Annotated in this window: 12 protein-coding genes; 3 read left to right on the top strand and 9 right to left on the bottom strand. The window is 49.6% G+C overall.

All coding sequences use genetic code 11. The features are described from left to right. Positions 1-268: 268 nt before the first annotated feature. The 3 genes from GA004_RS07680 to GA004_RS07670 all read right to left on the bottom strand — a co-directional run bounded on the left by GA004_RS07680 (position 269) and on the right by GA004_RS07670 (position 2,872). Positions 269-1,138 carry an SGNH/GDSL hydrolase family protein gene (locus GA004_RS07680; RefSeq protein ID WP_283396740.1) on the bottom strand — a complete coding sequence of 290 codons (870 nt, stop codon included), beginning with the start codon at positions 1,136-1,138 and terminating at the stop codon, positions 269-271. A 30-nt stretch (positions 1,139-1,168) separates the two neighbouring features. Beyond that, entirely contained in the window at positions 1,169-1,441 is a 273-nt protein-coding gene (locus GA004_RS07675; protein WP_283396739.1) for a GDSL-type esterase/lipase family protein, read from the bottom strand. A gap of 318 nt (positions 1,442-1,759) precedes the next feature. Continuing rightward, a complete protein-coding gene (locus tag GA004_RS07670) occupies positions 1,760-2,872 on the bottom strand; it encodes a metal-dependent hydrolase (RefSeq protein WP_283396738.1) in 1,113 nt (370 codons plus the stop codon). Between the two features lie 44 nt (positions 2,873-2,916). Between GA004_RS07670 and GA004_RS07665 the strand changes: the two genes are divergently transcribed. After that, the gene (locus tag GA004_RS07665; protein WP_283396737.1) at positions 2,917-3,198 is read left to right on the top strand and encodes a hypothetical protein; all 282 of its coding nucleotides are present in this window, start codon (positions 2,917-2,919) and stop codon (positions 3,196-3,198) included. Between the two features lie 158 nt (positions 3,199-3,356). On the opposite strand, the gene GA004_RS07660 is transcribed toward GA004_RS07665, so the two are convergent. The 4 genes from GA004_RS07660 to GA004_RS07645 all read right to left on the bottom strand — a co-directional run bounded on the left by GA004_RS07660 (position 3,357) and on the right by GA004_RS07645 (position 7,146). Further along, positions 3,357-3,785 (bottom strand): YchJ family protein, encoded by a 429-nt coding sequence (locus GA004_RS07660; RefSeq protein ID WP_283396736.1) that lies wholly within the window; start codon positions 3,783-3,785, stop codon positions 3,357-3,359. Between the two features lie 39 nt (positions 3,786-3,824). Beyond that, positions 3,825-5,348, bottom strand: coding sequence for a PQQ-binding-like beta-propeller repeat protein (locus tag GA004_RS07655; protein WP_283396734.1), 1,524 nt, complete (start codon positions 5,346-5,348; stop codon positions 3,825-3,827). A 62-nt stretch (positions 5,349-5,410) separates the two neighbouring features. After that, complete coding sequence (locus GA004_RS07650) at positions 5,411-6,292, bottom strand: SMP-30/gluconolactonase/LRE family protein (RefSeq protein ID WP_283396733.1); 882 nt, start codon at positions 6,290-6,292, stop codon at positions 5,411-5,413. Between the two features lie 47 nt (positions 6,293-6,339). Next, complete coding sequence (locus GA004_RS07645; protein ID WP_283396732.1) at positions 6,340-7,146, bottom strand: DUF4159 domain-containing protein; 807 nt, start codon at positions 7,144-7,146, stop codon at positions 6,340-6,342. A 241-nt stretch (positions 7,147-7,387) separates the two neighbouring features. On the opposite strand from GA004_RS07645, the gene GA004_RS07640 reads away from it, so the two are divergent. Then, complete coding sequence (locus GA004_RS07640; protein ID WP_283396731.1) at positions 7,388-10,318, top strand: PSD1 and planctomycete cytochrome C domain-containing protein; 2,931 nt, start codon at positions 7,388-7,390, stop codon at positions 10,316-10,318. Positions 10,319-10,320: 2 nt separating this feature from the next. Beyond that, a complete protein-coding gene (locus GA004_RS07635) occupies positions 10,321-11,760 on the top strand; it encodes a DUF1501 domain-containing protein (RefSeq protein WP_283396730.1) in 1,440 nt (479 codons plus the stop codon). An 897-nt stretch (positions 11,761-12,657) separates the two neighbouring features. On the opposite strand, the gene GA004_RS07630 is transcribed toward GA004_RS07635, so the two are convergent. Both GA004_RS07630 and GA004_RS07625 read right to left on the bottom strand, forming a co-directional pair. Beyond that, entirely contained in the window at positions 12,658-13,434 is a 777-nt protein-coding gene (locus GA004_RS07630) for a DUF3050 domain-containing protein (protein ID WP_283396729.1), read from the bottom strand. Positions 13,435-14,112: 678 nt separating this feature from the next. Continuing rightward, positions 14,113-14,436 (bottom strand): hypothetical protein, encoded by a 324-nt coding sequence (locus GA004_RS07625; RefSeq protein ID WP_283396728.1) that lies wholly within the window; start codon positions 14,434-14,436, stop codon positions 14,113-14,115. Between the last annotated feature and the right edge of the window lie 761 nt (positions 14,437-15,197).

Raw genomic sequence — 15,197 nt, 5'->3', positions numbered from 1 at the left:
TGAGCTTCCGACAATAGTGTTTGACAGAGAGGTGTCAAAGAAAGCCTTTCGACTTAACGCAATGAATCGAAAGACATCTGTTTCGCTCAAGAGATCAATCTAAAGAAAGTCTTTTCCTGACATTGGGATCGACTGCAGAACAAACTTTAGCAGTTTATCGGATAAACCGACTGATCTCCAGCTCATAAGTCTCGGGGACGGCGATCCGGTGAATCTCTCTCTCCATTTTCTCAGCCAGCAACTGAAGCTCATCGAGTTCAACTCGAATTTACTCTCGCGCTGCCGCAAAAGCCACAGAATCCCCGTCAAATTTCCTCCGAGCTCCTTTCATTTTTCCCTGAATACCTCGATAGGACCCGACCGCTTCGTCGTTTCGCTTAGCATTCAGTCCAGCCAGCTCGCACGATTGTTTAAAACTCGGCGATTCAGGGTTCGACTGTCGTGAATTTCCTCTTGCAAGGTCGTCGCTTTCAGCGATGAGAACAATTTCGCCATTCATCCGCACCTTGTATACGCCCTGACCCAAGCCGCTCACTGACAGTAAATCGTTATTGATGGGGAGAACTTCCAGCGAAGCCCTAAAACCTTTGCTCGGATCATCTAAATAATTCCAAGGAGCCGGCCCAATCTCCCCTGAGGTCGGCGGTACCCAAGGCAGAGACCCAGGGGTAACAGTAGCCTCCAGGCCATCCCGATCGAAATTTTGAAGGACTACGTTCCCTCCCACTGTCACCCTGCCATCGGTCGCCCGCTTCAATTCAACTCGACTCGCTTCAACTCTACTCCCGGCAAAATACCTTGCCATTTCTACCGCCATTAAAGCGATTCCATCAGGGTTCGGATGAATCGAATCCGGCATCAAAGTGAAACTCTGGTGATCCCGCCTAAAGCGGGTAGTAAAGTCATTCATCGACCCCCAAAGATCCAAGTACTCCAAAGACCGCGTCCGAGCAAAATTCCGTAGCCAACCTCCATAGAACGCTAGCTTGGCATTGTACTCCTGATGGACACTTAGTCGCTTGAAGCGAAAATCCGGGTCTTCGTTTCGAATAGTATACTGAAGGTGGTTGAACAGGGTCGGCGAAAGAATGATCGAACGGGCCTCGATCTCATTTAGGCGGTCCAATACGGTATTCACATCACGCTGGTAGACGGCAAAGTTCTCCCTCTAGAATTCTTCGTACCTTCCGTCGTTCATCCCTAACAGCAGGGTAACGTACTGCGGTTGCCACTTTGCCACGTCCTCATCAAATCTTTCTAACAAGTCGCCCGCACAGTCGCCCTTTATTCCCGCATTCGCGAAACGTAGCTTCTTATCATGAAATCGAGTATACAGGAAATTCTCCAAGTACTGTGTACAGCCGCGCTGGTGTGTAATCGAATCTCCTGCCCAAACGATCATCGCTCCAGGCTCTGGATTGAATTCTTCTGCTCGATTCACAAAAGAAATGATCCCTGATAATAAAAGGGTAATACTTGTCGCCAAGAAACGTCGCTTTCAGTGCGTCAGACTGGGTTAAAACTACTCTGGCAAGTACCAATTGCGGCACCAGTAATCGCCGAAGGGAACACGACATGGCTAACTGACCAGAAGTGGACTAGGTCTTCGCTCGCACAGCCAAGGTCAAAGAAAAATAGTATCCAATAATTGGGGTCAATAAAAATGACAACAGAATAAGTAAGGTCTATCCGTCCAATCAAGGTCTAGGCTAGGTATAGAGAACGTCATATCGGATAAAACATCTACCACTTTCGCCTGTCACTGTTCTCCCTTAATCTGGCCCCACAGCTTTTTCAGCACTTCGGGACTCGCATCTCGGAAGTTTAAAAACGGAGCGTGCAGGTGCGGTTGGTCGGGATCGAATTCAATTCCCCACAACGGAATCGCCGACTGTGGCAGCATTGCATACCTCGCATCGCTGATGACATGTGGACGGTCGGGATGCCAACCCAGGTAGCCCGCCGAAAAGTGATTGAATCGTTCTAGATCCTGTCTCAGCACCGAGCTCTCCGGGAGTCCTCCCTTCAATCTCTCTAAGTCAACCCCCCTAATCCGCTCACCCTCGTAAACAATAATCTTCCCACTCAAAAGGCTCACTCTGATAGCATCTACTTGGAGGTCCCCCTCAATCTCATAAATCCCTCGCCATACCAGTAAATTTCCGATCGAGGGTTTGACGGTAAATCGACTGGCTCTCTCTTCGCCTCGATTTCTTGCAAGTTCGACCAATGCGCTTGTAGCTCTATGATTCTGAAGGGCCCCGATAGACAAGTATACCAAAACAAAAGTGCCCCCCATCCACGCCCACTTTCGGCAAGAACGTATCCAACCAATTGCGATTAGACCGAGGGTCGTGACCGTAAATACCGGGTCGACGATCGATATGACACTCCAGGCAATACGCAGGTCTGAAAAGGGCCAAAGTAACTGTGTGCCATAACTCGTACAGGCATCTAGTAAACCCGCAGTCGTATATCCCGCTGTAGCGTAGAGCAGCAACTCGCTAAACCCAATCAGCCTGCGAAGAAAGATCCACAACAGACCCGCGCAGATCAGTCCTCCTAACGGTATAAAAACGAGTGAATGGCTAAAGTGCCGATGGTACTCAATATTCAACAAAGGATCTGATTCGGAACGAATGAATATATCCGCATCTGCCAGCATTCCGCCCAACCAACCAACCGCTACCGCCCATCGATAACGGACTGGTTTGGAAAGCGTCGCAGCTGCAATCGCTCCTAATGCTCCTTGGCTTATCGGGTCCATGTTAATGCTCTCCCATCCATCGCGAATCGAAACTTCTGGATTGCAGATAAACTCTCTCTCGACAACTGAAAAAAAGCCGCCTGCATTACTTGGATTAGATCCCATCGATTTCGCTTCTATTCCCAATCGAGATCGATAACGCTCTCTCTATGGAAAAAGGCCGATTTGAACCAAACGATGATGGGTTTATCAATGATCACGTCCGCGACGCAGCCGCAAGTATTTCAAAAGCAATCCACGTGTATTGTGAGGGACATTACGCTCATAGCAACGCAAAGGACATTCCCGAAGAACACCCTTTGGTGACGATTATGAATCGCATGAAAGAACTGGACGAGCAAACCGCTGAGTTTGGTAACCGAGTTCACGACCCTATTCTTTTCAAGATCCACCAACCGTCGAAAAAAGCGAAAACTCGCTGGAATATTTAGCTCTGGAACCATAGTCCAAGAATAGCCATTCCTGTTGTTCATAATAGCTTCCGACATTAAAATCGGTCACGAACCGAAACTGGCTGAAGCATCAGCCGTTCAAAGAAGAAGGAGTTCCTTAACTATCTGAATGGAATCTCCTGAGAGACGTTCACCGGCTAACCTTTATCGTCTAGGTACTTCCAAACGCCCTTGTAGCGTTTAAATCGCGAGCACTCGTGAAGCTCAAAGGGCTCTCCATTGGCAAAGTACTCCGCCACGAACTCCACTTTACCCGTTTTATCCAACTCTCCCCCTCGTATCTTGCCGAGAACGGTAAGAAAGCTCCAATTCGCTTGGTAAATCGTCTTCTGAAGTTCCTCCCTTAGACTTGGGGCTCGCGTGTCTGGATACGTCGTTTCGACAAGATAGTCCACTTTTCGGAAAAAGTAAGCACTGTAGCGCGAACGCATCAGCTGCTCCGCTGTTTTTGGCTTCTCCTGACCGAAATGGAAAGGCCGGCAACATATCCCGTAGTTGAGCTGACTCTTGCAAGGACAGAGGGAAATTTCTCTCTCGGTCGGAATGCGCTCTTTATTTTCCTCCATTTAACTTACAGATCTCCGAAAGACGCCTACTATTCAAAGCTATTCTTCCAGCGGCAGACGATAGCACGCCACCTCAAGATGGTTGCGAACCAACAATAGGGATCCCACCAATGCGGGTGGATTCCAGCTTTTTCCTTCCAAGGCTGCAAACGTTCCTAGAATCTCTGGTTCCTCTGAATTCGGCTCAAGAAGAATCGCTTCTCCGTTCTCTGCCATCAGTAACAACCAATCGTCTCCCAATAATAATTGCCCATGACCATAACGGCCTTTTTTCCAAGTCCTGCGACCGGTTGCCACCTCGATACAGGTCAACATTCCATCGTCCAACCCATACAAATAACCATCTCTTAATACAAAGTTATTGAACTTGGATTTCAAATGAAGGCTCTTCCACAACTCCTTGGCCACATATCCACTTTCAGATTTCTGGACCTCGAACATCGAAGCACCCGCTCCGTATCCACTCGATATTACAAAACGGTTTTCCGAAATTCGGACGGGGATCGCAACGCGAGGCGTTCCGGTAGATCTTGTCCAAGGAAATTCCCATAAAACGCTTCCATCTTCGACGTCATGTCCCGCTACCCCTCCTTTGTTGAAGATAAGAACCTGATCTTCGCCATCCACTTGGTAGACAACCGGAGAACTCCAGTGGGCTTTGTCGCTTCCTCCTCGCCAAACGAGTTTTCCGGTCAACTTGTCGTACGCCACAAGAGAGTGCCCATCAGACCCGCCCGCACTCAGAATAACGAGGTTTTCGAAAATCAAAGGAGAGCCGGCCACCCCCCAATCGGGCAACGGCGCACTATGTTCTTCTAGGAGATCGAGTGAATAGACCAACTTGCCCGATTCTACTAAACGACATGCGAAAAAGCCGGTCGCCCCAATCGTGTAAACGCGATCCCCCTCTATCGTCGGAGTGGCTCGCGGTCCAACTCCTCCCAATGGATTGTCGTATCTTGCCGTGTTTCGCGACTGCCAAGTCAACTCCCCCGAGACCAATTCGAAACAGGATACCAACTCATCCTCGTCATCCTGCTCCTGCGTAATCGCTCGGTTGCCTGAAATCGCAAATCCCGACCAAGCTTCACCTATCGGCTTTCGCCAGAGAAGCGTTGGAGGAAACTCAGACCAGTTTTTCTTCAGCCGGATTCCAGGAATCGAGGCATTCCGATTCGGTCCCAAAAACTGCGGAAATGTGCCATTCGTTTCTCGCTTTGGAAGAGTCGCTTCTTCAACTCTAGCCACCGAAGGCTGAGACCATCTCCAGGTAAAGATGGGAACCAAATCCCCCGTAACGCCTCCGTATCTGACCGCGCTCGCGAATAGTAACAATATCAGGGCAACGAGTCCTAGAATCTGAAACCGATACTTCGCCCTGAGACCTGAAAATAGGAGGAGCCAAAAGATCGACAGTACGAAGCACACGATCGCCACTCCGGTCATTTTCATAACCATAGCCTGTCGCGCACCGACCTCGCCATCCTGAAGAAAGAGGACGACACCGATCGTTGAAACGCCAAGCACCCAAATCAGAACGAGTGGCCACCAACGTACTTTCATAATCCCAATTCCTTCATCATGTGGGCAACTATTCTTGAGTTGGCAACACCCTCCCCATCTTCTCAGTGATTGACTCCTTCCACCACCCGACGACGAAGGATGTCCTTGGCAAATGCCGCATAAAGCCATTGCCCATCAGGACTGATGCGGGCGTAATTGCAGCGCGGACGGTTGTCCGGAGAAGGAATAACAATCAACGGATGAGCACCTTCTTCCCCTAACCGGGGAGCAATTTGTATTCCCAATGCGGTACCGATCAACAGACGTCCGTCCTTGAGTGGCTGCATGCCATCTAGTCGGCCCAGCGCGTTCGATGGGATCCCCAGCCGATAGGCGGGCGAGCTCTTCCCTTTCAGCTGTCCCGATGGATCGACGGAAAAACCATGAATCGTTCCGGAATTGAACTCAGCGACGAGCAGCGTCTTCTGGTCCAACGAAAGCGAAATCCCATTGGGCATCCAATTCGGATCGGCCGCCTTCGTCAAGTCCCTACTCTTCGGATCGATCCGCCATACGTTGTTGTCTCCGGGATCAGTAAAGAAGACAGTTCCGTCTCTTAAAATGGCAATGTCGTTTGACGCTGGACCGGTTGCCACCGCTACCTTGCCCCATGTAACCGGATCCCAAGCATAGATTCGACTCGCCCCTCGAGAGCAGCCATACAGTCGCCCATCCGGGCCAAAAACGATCCCATTCGCCCTGCCGGTATTGTTGTCAATCAGGATTCGTTCACCCGTATTGGCATCCACTTTGTACAACAGCGACCGGGGGACATCCGTAAAATAGAAATGCCCCTCCTTGTCCCAAGCCATACCCTCCGCAAACTGATGACCATCGGAAACAAGCTCCCATTCCGATTCTTCGGGAAATATCAAATCGTCCGCTCTTGCAACAGCCAAACTCGCTAAAAATACGCATACCGCTACAGAAAATTTAATCCTCATTTGGAAATTCTTAGTGCTCTCGCCATAAACCGCAACTCGTTAAGCCTTCAATGGGTCATGACGTACGTGATGATATTTATCCCCATCGGATAAGAGTAGCGCTCAGAGTATTGACGAAAAAACTCCTCGTCCTCGCCCTCCCGTTCCCAGCCGTCCACCAGGTCGTTATTATGGCATAAGAGAACCATCATTCGCCCCGTATCATCGAATATTCCATAGAAGTGAGGTTCGGGATCATCCGCCACTCCTGGCATCGGATGGTAAGTGTAACCTTGTCGCCATATGTGTATCGGTACAACTTGGGGCTTCTCCTTAAAGTCGTAGACATTGTGGAATATCTCGTGCTCAATAGGAAGCTCTCGCGGTTCGAATTCGGGGAGTGCTCGCTTGATTTGGTAGTAAAAGAGATCCCAGTGCTGCGGTCCCCAAAATTCATCCACCATCAGGAATCCGCCGCTCAATAGGTAATCTCTCAACGCAGCGACCTCAGCGTCGGAAAAATTGACCGACCAGGGAGCGATCAAAAAAACAAAAGGATAGTTCTTCAAATCCCTATCCGTCAATTCAAGCACTACCGGGTTCGGGTTGACCTTGATCGATGTCAGCTCCTGTAGCCGATACGATATATTCAGATCGGCCTCCGGATAGTCGCCATCCCATCCTCGCCGACCGTGCGGAATATATCGGATACGCACGAAGGTGAATACGTCTTCTTCAAACTCCTCCTCGTTCTCCCAAATCGGAAACTCGCTACGATCCACATAATTGCGGCTACCCCGCCTAAACTGCTGGGCAAGGACAAACGCGCTCACTAGAATCACAGCCAAAACAGTCGCTAACAATAATCGTTTCAATTTGATACACTCAATTAGCTATCTTCACAATCCAGATACCGGCAAACACGCAGATGCCAAGAGAACTAGCAACTGCGAAATCTGATTGAACCGCAATCTACCTGGTGGGCCGGTAAAAGCGAATGGCTTGGGAGTCCTTGAGTTTCCAACGGTCTAAATGATAATTTATTGTTCTACTCAATGTCAAAACTCAGGCTTAAGTCGTTGACCCCAAACCTCCCTCGCACTAACCGTGGTGTTGTTGAAAAAAATTGCTTACATATACCTCCTTCTTACCGCTATCAGTCTTTCATTTGCGGAAAAGAGCATCAATTTCAATCGGGACATTCGTCCGATTCTCTCTAACAAGTGCTTCCATTGCCACGGACCCGACGAGGAGGATCGCAAGGAGGAACTTCGATTGGACATAGCTGGAGGCAAGCTGGGAGCACTCACCCCAAGGGATGGCTACCACATCATTAAACCGGGGGAACCCGAGGAGAGCGAGCTTTGGTTTCGCATCACTTCCGAATACGAAGACGAGTTTATGCCACCGGCAGACTCGCACAAAGCCCCGCTCACTGAGGACGAGATTGATCGCATCACTCAGTGGATCAAAGAAGGTGGCGAATACCAGGATTTCTGGGCATTCGTGCCACCGCAACGTCACATTCCAAAAAAAATTGAAACACACTACGATAATGCTATCGATCAAATTGTAAACGCCTCCCTTGAGACGAAAGGATTGCGACTCAATGAAGAAGCGGACAGGCGGACTCTGATCAGGCGTTTGTCATTCGATCTCACTGGCCTTCCCCCGACTGTGAGCGAAATCCGGGAATTTCTGGATGACCGCGGCTCTACCGCCTACGAGAATCTCGTTGAACGCTTGCTCAACAGCCCGGCTTACGGCGAACACATGGCTCGTTATTGGGCGGATTTGGTTCGGCTGGCTGATACAAATGGCATGCACCACGATTTTGATCGCGATTTTTCCACTTACCGTGACTGGGTGATTCGTTCCTTCAATGAAAACCTCCCGTTTGATGATTTCATAACGTATCAGTTGGCTGGTGATGTGTATGATGATCCAAGTCCCGATCAATTCGTCGCATCTGGATTCAATCGGTTGCACATGATCATCGACAAAGGAACGGCACTTCCTGAGGAGAGCTTGCATAAAAACGTTGTCGATCGCGTCGAAGCCTTTGGTACGGCTTTCCTTGGACTGACGGTTCAATGCGCACAGTGCCACGATCATAAATACGATCCGCTAACTCAAAGGGACTACTATCAGCTCTACGCCTTTTTCAATAACTTTAATGGTGCACCTGAAACGGATCGTGAGCCCGAACGAGGTCTTCAGCCACCATTCATAAATCTTACCGGCCCGAAACAGGAAAACCAATTAGCCGATTTTGATGTCAGATTACAGGCGCTTGAATTCGAACTCGGAGAGATATTGCGGCGCCAAGGATTGTCAGATAAATGGCCAAAAGATTTTTCAAAAGCATCGGTCCCTTGGATTTGGCACGAACCCTCACGGCAGTCTTATAGCACCGATCTTAAAACAATCTTGGACCTGTCCGAAAAACCTGAATTCGCTATAGCTCGATTTGTAAGTCTGCCAAAAAGAGACGGAACCAGGAAAGGCCCTTTCCAAGGCAACCTTCCTAAATCAAACGATGGTGCCGCAGCGGAAGCGAGCGGTGTTCAAAATACTGAGGAAGCGATTGTGCGTGTTCCGAAAACGGAAGTGTTCGTGAATGGCGTTTATCTTGGGAATGCACTCACATTGAAGGATGGTGTCGCCGCGGAGTTGAGTGGCCTACTTAATTCCGGGGAAAATATTATTACGGCAAAAACCACCGGGAAATCGGGGTTTGCCTTTATTCTTGAATACAGAGTGGGGGGGGACACTAGGACCTTTACAACAAGTTCCGATTGGAAAGTGAGTGTCGATCAGGAATCTTCCTGGGTGGCTGCCAATGAGGTGTATGATCCCGAACACGAAAGTGAGTGGACTACCCGAGTGCGTTCAAAAGAAGTATTGGAGGCTCAAAAACAGATCGCCGATTTGAAGGCCAAGCGAACTGCCTTTTATAACACGATTCCCGGAGCGATGATCATGTCAGAAATGAACCCCCCTCGGCAGGCGACCATGTTTGTCGGCGGGGCCTACGATGCTCCTGATGTGCCTGTTGAACGTAACACGCCGGCTTTTCTGCCTCCGATGAAAAAGAAAAAAGGCATGTATACCCGCATGGACTTAGCGGAATGGCTCGTCGCCCCCAACCACCCACTGACCAGCCGCGTCGCGGTTAATCGTTTCTGGCAGCAAATTTTCGGCGTTGGCTTAGTCAAAACCTCTGAGGACCTTGGGGCACAAGGGGAGTGGCCCAGCCATCCCGAGTTGCTAGATGAGTTAGCGGTCACCTTTATGGAAACGGGGTGGGACATTAAGGAACTATTTCGGTCGATTGTGCTTTCGAGTACCTATAGACAAAGTTCTGACGCCGATCCTGATTCCTACACCAAAGATCCTGAGAACCGGCAACTGGCACGAGCCTCCCGTTACCGTCTCGATGCGGAGGTGATTCGCGATCAGATATTGGCGGTGAGCGGTCAGCTCAACAATACCATGTACGGTAAGAGTGTTAGGCCACCCCAACCACCGGGCTTATGGGAAATGGTGAACATGGTCGCAAATCGGCCTTATGTTCCCGACAGCGATGACAACATCTACCGTCGGAGCCTATACACTTTTTGGAGACGTGCCATTCCCCCACCGCAAATGACAATCATGAACGCTCCATCGCGGGAATATTGTCTGCCCAGGCGAGAACGAACGAATACCTCCCTTCAGGCACTGCTCATGATGAATGAGGAAGAGTACTTCAAAGCGGCCAAGGCTTGCGCGAAACAGACGCTTGAGGAAACCGATGGCCTGGAAAGTGGGCTGAGCCTAACTTACGAAAAGATCACTTCCCATTTGCCCGAGGGAGAGCGTCTGGAACTCATGAAGAAAACCTTCGTGGAGTTTTCTGAAATTTACCAAAATGACGCAGTGTTAACCGAGTCCCTTACGCCCGAGTTAAACGGCACCGATTTTAGCAAGCGTGTGGAGTTCGCTGCCTGGACGATGATGACTCATAGCCTTCTCAATCTCGAACTCGCCAAAGTAAGACGATAGCCATGGATCAATTTCAATCATTTTGTGACCAACTCAATCGACGGCAATTCATCAAGCGGGCCTCAGTTGGCTTGGGCGTCGCTGCACTGGGCGGATCGATGACTCCCCTCGTCGCCGCCGCTCAGCCAGGTCTACATCATGCGGCCAAGGCAAAGCGGGTTATTTTCCTCTTCATGGCCGGAGCGCCTAGTCAGCTTGACCTATTCGATTACAAGCCCGGTTTGGAAAAACTGCACGGACAGTCACTTCCACCAGAAATCAGTCGTGGCCAACGGGTCACTACAATGACTCGTGGCAAGAAACAAGAAATCTGCGCTTCGATTTTCAAGTTCGCGCCACAAGGGGAAAGCGGATTGGTAATGAGCGAGCTTCTACCGCACCTGTCTAAACATGCAGATGATATTTGCATGATCAAATCCACTCATACGGAGGCGATCAATCACGACCCAGCCAAGACATTTTTCTGTACCGGATCTGAGATGCCAGGCAGGGCGAGCATGGGATCGTGGCTTAGTTATGGACTTGGAACCTTAAATCGTGATCTGCCGGATTTTGTGGTTTTGTCGTCCGCCTTTTGGTCCGGAAAGACGAATGTTCAAGCGCTTTACAGCCGCCTTTGGGGCACCGGTTTTCTTCCCGGCAAGCATCAGGGCATTGCGTTCCAATCGGTCGGTGATCCCGTGTTATTTCTTTCGAATCCCAAAGGCGTCGATCGAAAGGCTCGCAACAAAATGCTCGATTTTGTTAGCAAAGTAAACGCTGAGCAGAAACTGGTTACCGGAGATCCGGAAATCCAAACATCCATTGCGCAGCAGGAAATGGCTTTCCGTATGCAAGCCTCTGTGCCTGAGCTTACCGACCTGACTCAAGAAAGTGAGGAAACGCTAGGCATGTACGGCCCTGAAGTACATCAGTCCGGATCTTTCGCACGCAATTGTTTGCTAGCCCGCCGTATGGCGGAGAGGGATGTACGTTTCATTCAACTTTTCCATCGCGGGTGGGATCACCACAGACAGCTTCCTCTGCATATGCGAGGGCAGGCTCGCGACATTGATCAGCCGATATCTGGATTGCTAACTGACCTAAAGCAAAGAGGCTTGCTAGAAGATACTCTGGTCGTGTTTGCCGGTGAATTTGGTCGTACGACCTTTGCCCAAAACCTCGCCCCAGGCGACAGAGGAAACTACGGTCGCGACCATCATCCACGTTGCTTCACAACTTGGATGGCCGGCGGTGGAATCAAAGGCGGAATCAGCTACGGTAAGACGGACGATTTCTGCTATAACGTCGTCAAAAACCCGGTACATGTCCGCGATCTGCATGCCACCATTTTCCACCAACTAGGAATCGACCACAATAAACTGATATTCCCCCACCAAGGTCTCGACCAGAAACTGACCGGCGTAGAGAAGGCTCATGTCGTCAATGACATTCTCGCGTGACTAGTTTTCTACAAGAGGCGCCTTCACACTGCAATGACCTGCTTGCGATCGCGGCGTAAAGCGGCTCCTTCGAGCACCATTCCAACTAGTCTATCCATGCATGTCCATCTGGAAGCAACTCAGGAACATATTCACTAGCAATGAGCCAGTATCTGCCATTTTCAAAAAGGAATGGGCAGCCCTATCGGAAAACAACATTCCTTTGTATTCCCTTTTTCCCGACGAATTAAAGAAAAAGGTTCACGAGAAAATCTCTCAGTTTTTTGCCACTGCTTGGCCCCACTATTTAGCCTGGTTCCAATGAGAGATTCCCGACCGGGTTTTCGGGGTTGATGTTGTTATTTTTCTCCTTCCGGCGCAGGGCGACCGGAGCGGGAAGGAGCTTGCCTTCGGCCACGGGCTTGGGGTGGTATCGCAGGGCCGAGCGGCTGACCCCGAGCCAACGGCAAACGGCTCTCCCGAAAAAGGACAGCACGGTCTGGACCTTCGCCACGAAACCGCGCCGCCGCTTCGGGCTTAGAGGTTTTTTCCAGGGTGATCTATTGGGCCTTGGACTTGAGCATCTGGACGGCCAGAAGCTTCTTCAACTCCATGTTCTCCCTATTCAGGTCGTGAAGGCACTGGAGCCTCCTTGATGTCCCTCCCGCCATACTTGCTCCACTAGCGTTAAAAGCCTTGGGAGACTACGTTATGCTTGCCGCAGATGTCCTCGGTACGCACGCCCGCGTCGGACTCACGGAGGATGCAGATTATCTGCTCGGTAGCACGTCGCGTCTTTTTCGTAGGTGAATCTTCCTTTCTTTGATCACCGAAAACCGTCTCATTTAAAGGGGGCCAAGCCAGAAGCCAGTCACCATTTCGGCTCTTAAAAAGCGGCTGGCCCTGAAGACTGACTTCTTACGTTCCCACGCATGCATCCCTTTCGATAGACACAAGAATGCCATCCCAAAGTTTGATTCTCGCTTCAATAGCTTGCTCGGCAGCATGAATCGCCTCACGTACCTTACATTCCTCACCGCCACATAGGCTGTTCAACAGACGCATCGCCATCGGACCGTGCTGCCCCTCATCTAGCTCCACATGCCTATTCAGATAGTAATGAAACGTCGGAATCGAATCCTCCGGCACTTCCGCTTTACTCAGTATCTCGCGAAACATGTCAGGTATGATGCTCTCTCGTCCTAGCGCGAAAGCCGCCGCTATTTTGTGAGGCTCTTTCGACCTAATGATATCGAACGTCGCGCGTGTAAATGCTCTCGAAGGATCTGGCACGCAGGGTAACTCCAATGCCATGTCCAACCCCTCATTGACGACCGAACGTAGGAAACGTCTACATGGTTCCACATCAGCGCCCACCTCTGACATCGAATTCATGTAAATCTCAAAGTGGCTACGATACTCCCCGTGGTTCGGTCCTTCGTCACACTCCTCCTCGAGTATTAGTTCATTAATGAATCGACGCAGGGCCCCATCCTCTCCCGGCATCCAGGGTTGACGCACCGGTGCTACGATCTCTTGCAGGCTTTTCGCTAGAGACATGAAATCCCAAACTGAAAAAACATGATGCTCCATGAACATTCTTAAGTCACCCAATTCCTTAAGGGATTTGTAAAGCGGGTGACCGTTGAGACGCTCTACCGCACCAGATACATCTTCTTCTGTGATTTTTTTCACACCGCAATTCTCCTCCGTTTCTCGGTCTGCACAAGCTTTTTTACACAGAGCGAAACAAAACTATTCATCCATAAATAGTTCAAGTTATGGTCCGCGCGAAACACTGGACTCCTCCAGTGCTAGTCCTCATTTAGATAGTTCGCCTCTACTTAGATCACTGCCCTGGCTTTTAATTCGATTTTGTCCCTGCAAGTAAAAAGGGCCAATGAGCAAACTATCCTGTTTCACTTTCAAGTCATCGTATGCCATAAAAAGAGACCCGAACCGCTGGCTTTCTTTTTTCAATTCAAATTTTGCGTGGGAATCCCAATAAACACTGGCGGCGAGCGCGGGATCTACATTACTGCTTTTCAAGGGGTAATAATTTGATCTACCAATCGAAACTAATACCTTCCCAACTCTTCGTCGAACTTAATGTCATCCTAAACAAACCCGCGGATGTCATTGCTTAACGAGAGGTTGAAGTACAAACTCAGCTCCCCACCCAAGTCCACTTTCTCGAAATTGTCTTTGCCCGTCTCGAAATACAAGTGCGTGTAGCTACTATAGTCGCTGGTTTCGAAATTGTCTTAATTTCTAGGATACGCGGTTTAATACATCGGCGAGTTGTTGTTACCTTTGTGGAGGTTGGTGTCTGCTCCGCCTGCGCTAAAGTCCGTAGTATCAGGGAACGCAAGACTATCCAGAATCGATAGGTTCGGGCAAATAGGCGATTCCAAGTGGGTCCGAGGCACTCGAGATGCTGTCGCCCGTTAAAGAGCCACCCGCGTAAGTGCTACTCTCGATTATACCCCCGCCTTTTACCTCGATGCTTTCTCCTGCATAAACAACACCTACAAAAACCGCAGAGCCACTTCCGTAAACGCTTCCAATAGAGCTAATCTCGATGGGATCCAACGCCGTACCCAATGCACTGTCACCGCTTACGTATACATCCACTCCGCAAACGTAGATACTCCCATTTACATCAGCACCGCTCTCGATCTCGACTGTGTCATTCAAGAAACCCAACCATTGACCTCGCTATCCCTACTTTTAATTTGGACACCGCTAGCAGCGCAAGTAACGCCCCTCATCAAGCCCTTGCTTGGACCCCTAGATTTGACCCGATTTGGATGAGATAATTTCCTTTTTGTTATTGTTTTTTGAGTGCCCTCGGCGGATACCGCTTGCTGGGCTCTTGGGGACCGGACCCAAGGTGATCTCTAGCAAACCCAGATGGAGTTAGAAAGCAAAATGATCTCTGCGGTTTTGCATTTTTGTTGTAACGTAGACAATAAATGGTATCACCATAACTAAGCCATTCAAAGGGTGAGTGAACGTCATTTCGAGGGCGAGAGAAGAGTGCCGCCGATCTTGGATAAATCCAATCCGTTAAAAACGGGGTGCTCAAGCTCGTGTTGGAGTAATAGGCTGTGTCGTCAAATCAAACACTAATCCCCATCTAAACAGTGCCTCATTTTCTGCCCTCAAGAGTGCTGCCCCAATTTAGTGATGCTTCTTCGGCATCAATCAGCGGAGATCAAACGATGCGGTCGGGCTCCTTCATTGAATTAGCGTCCAAAACAAAACCTCACCACTAAGAAATCAGCATCCCGAGTTGACTCAAAACTAGGAAAGAAATATTTAAATCAATTGAGCGATTCAACGGGAATTCTTATAAATGTGTAGATAATAACTCTAACTTGACTCAATCTGACTAGCTGAATCAAACTGTCGAAGCTTTTTACGTTTCTCTGGCCCCTCGGCTGGTTACCTTTTCC

It is taken from the genome of Candidatus Pelagisphaera phototrophica, assembly GCF_014529625.1.
GTDB lineage: Bacteria > Verrucomicrobiota > Verrucomicrobiia > Opitutales > Opitutaceae > Pelagisphaera > Pelagisphaera phototrophica.
This window is presented reverse-complemented; position numbering and strand designations above follow the sequence as displayed.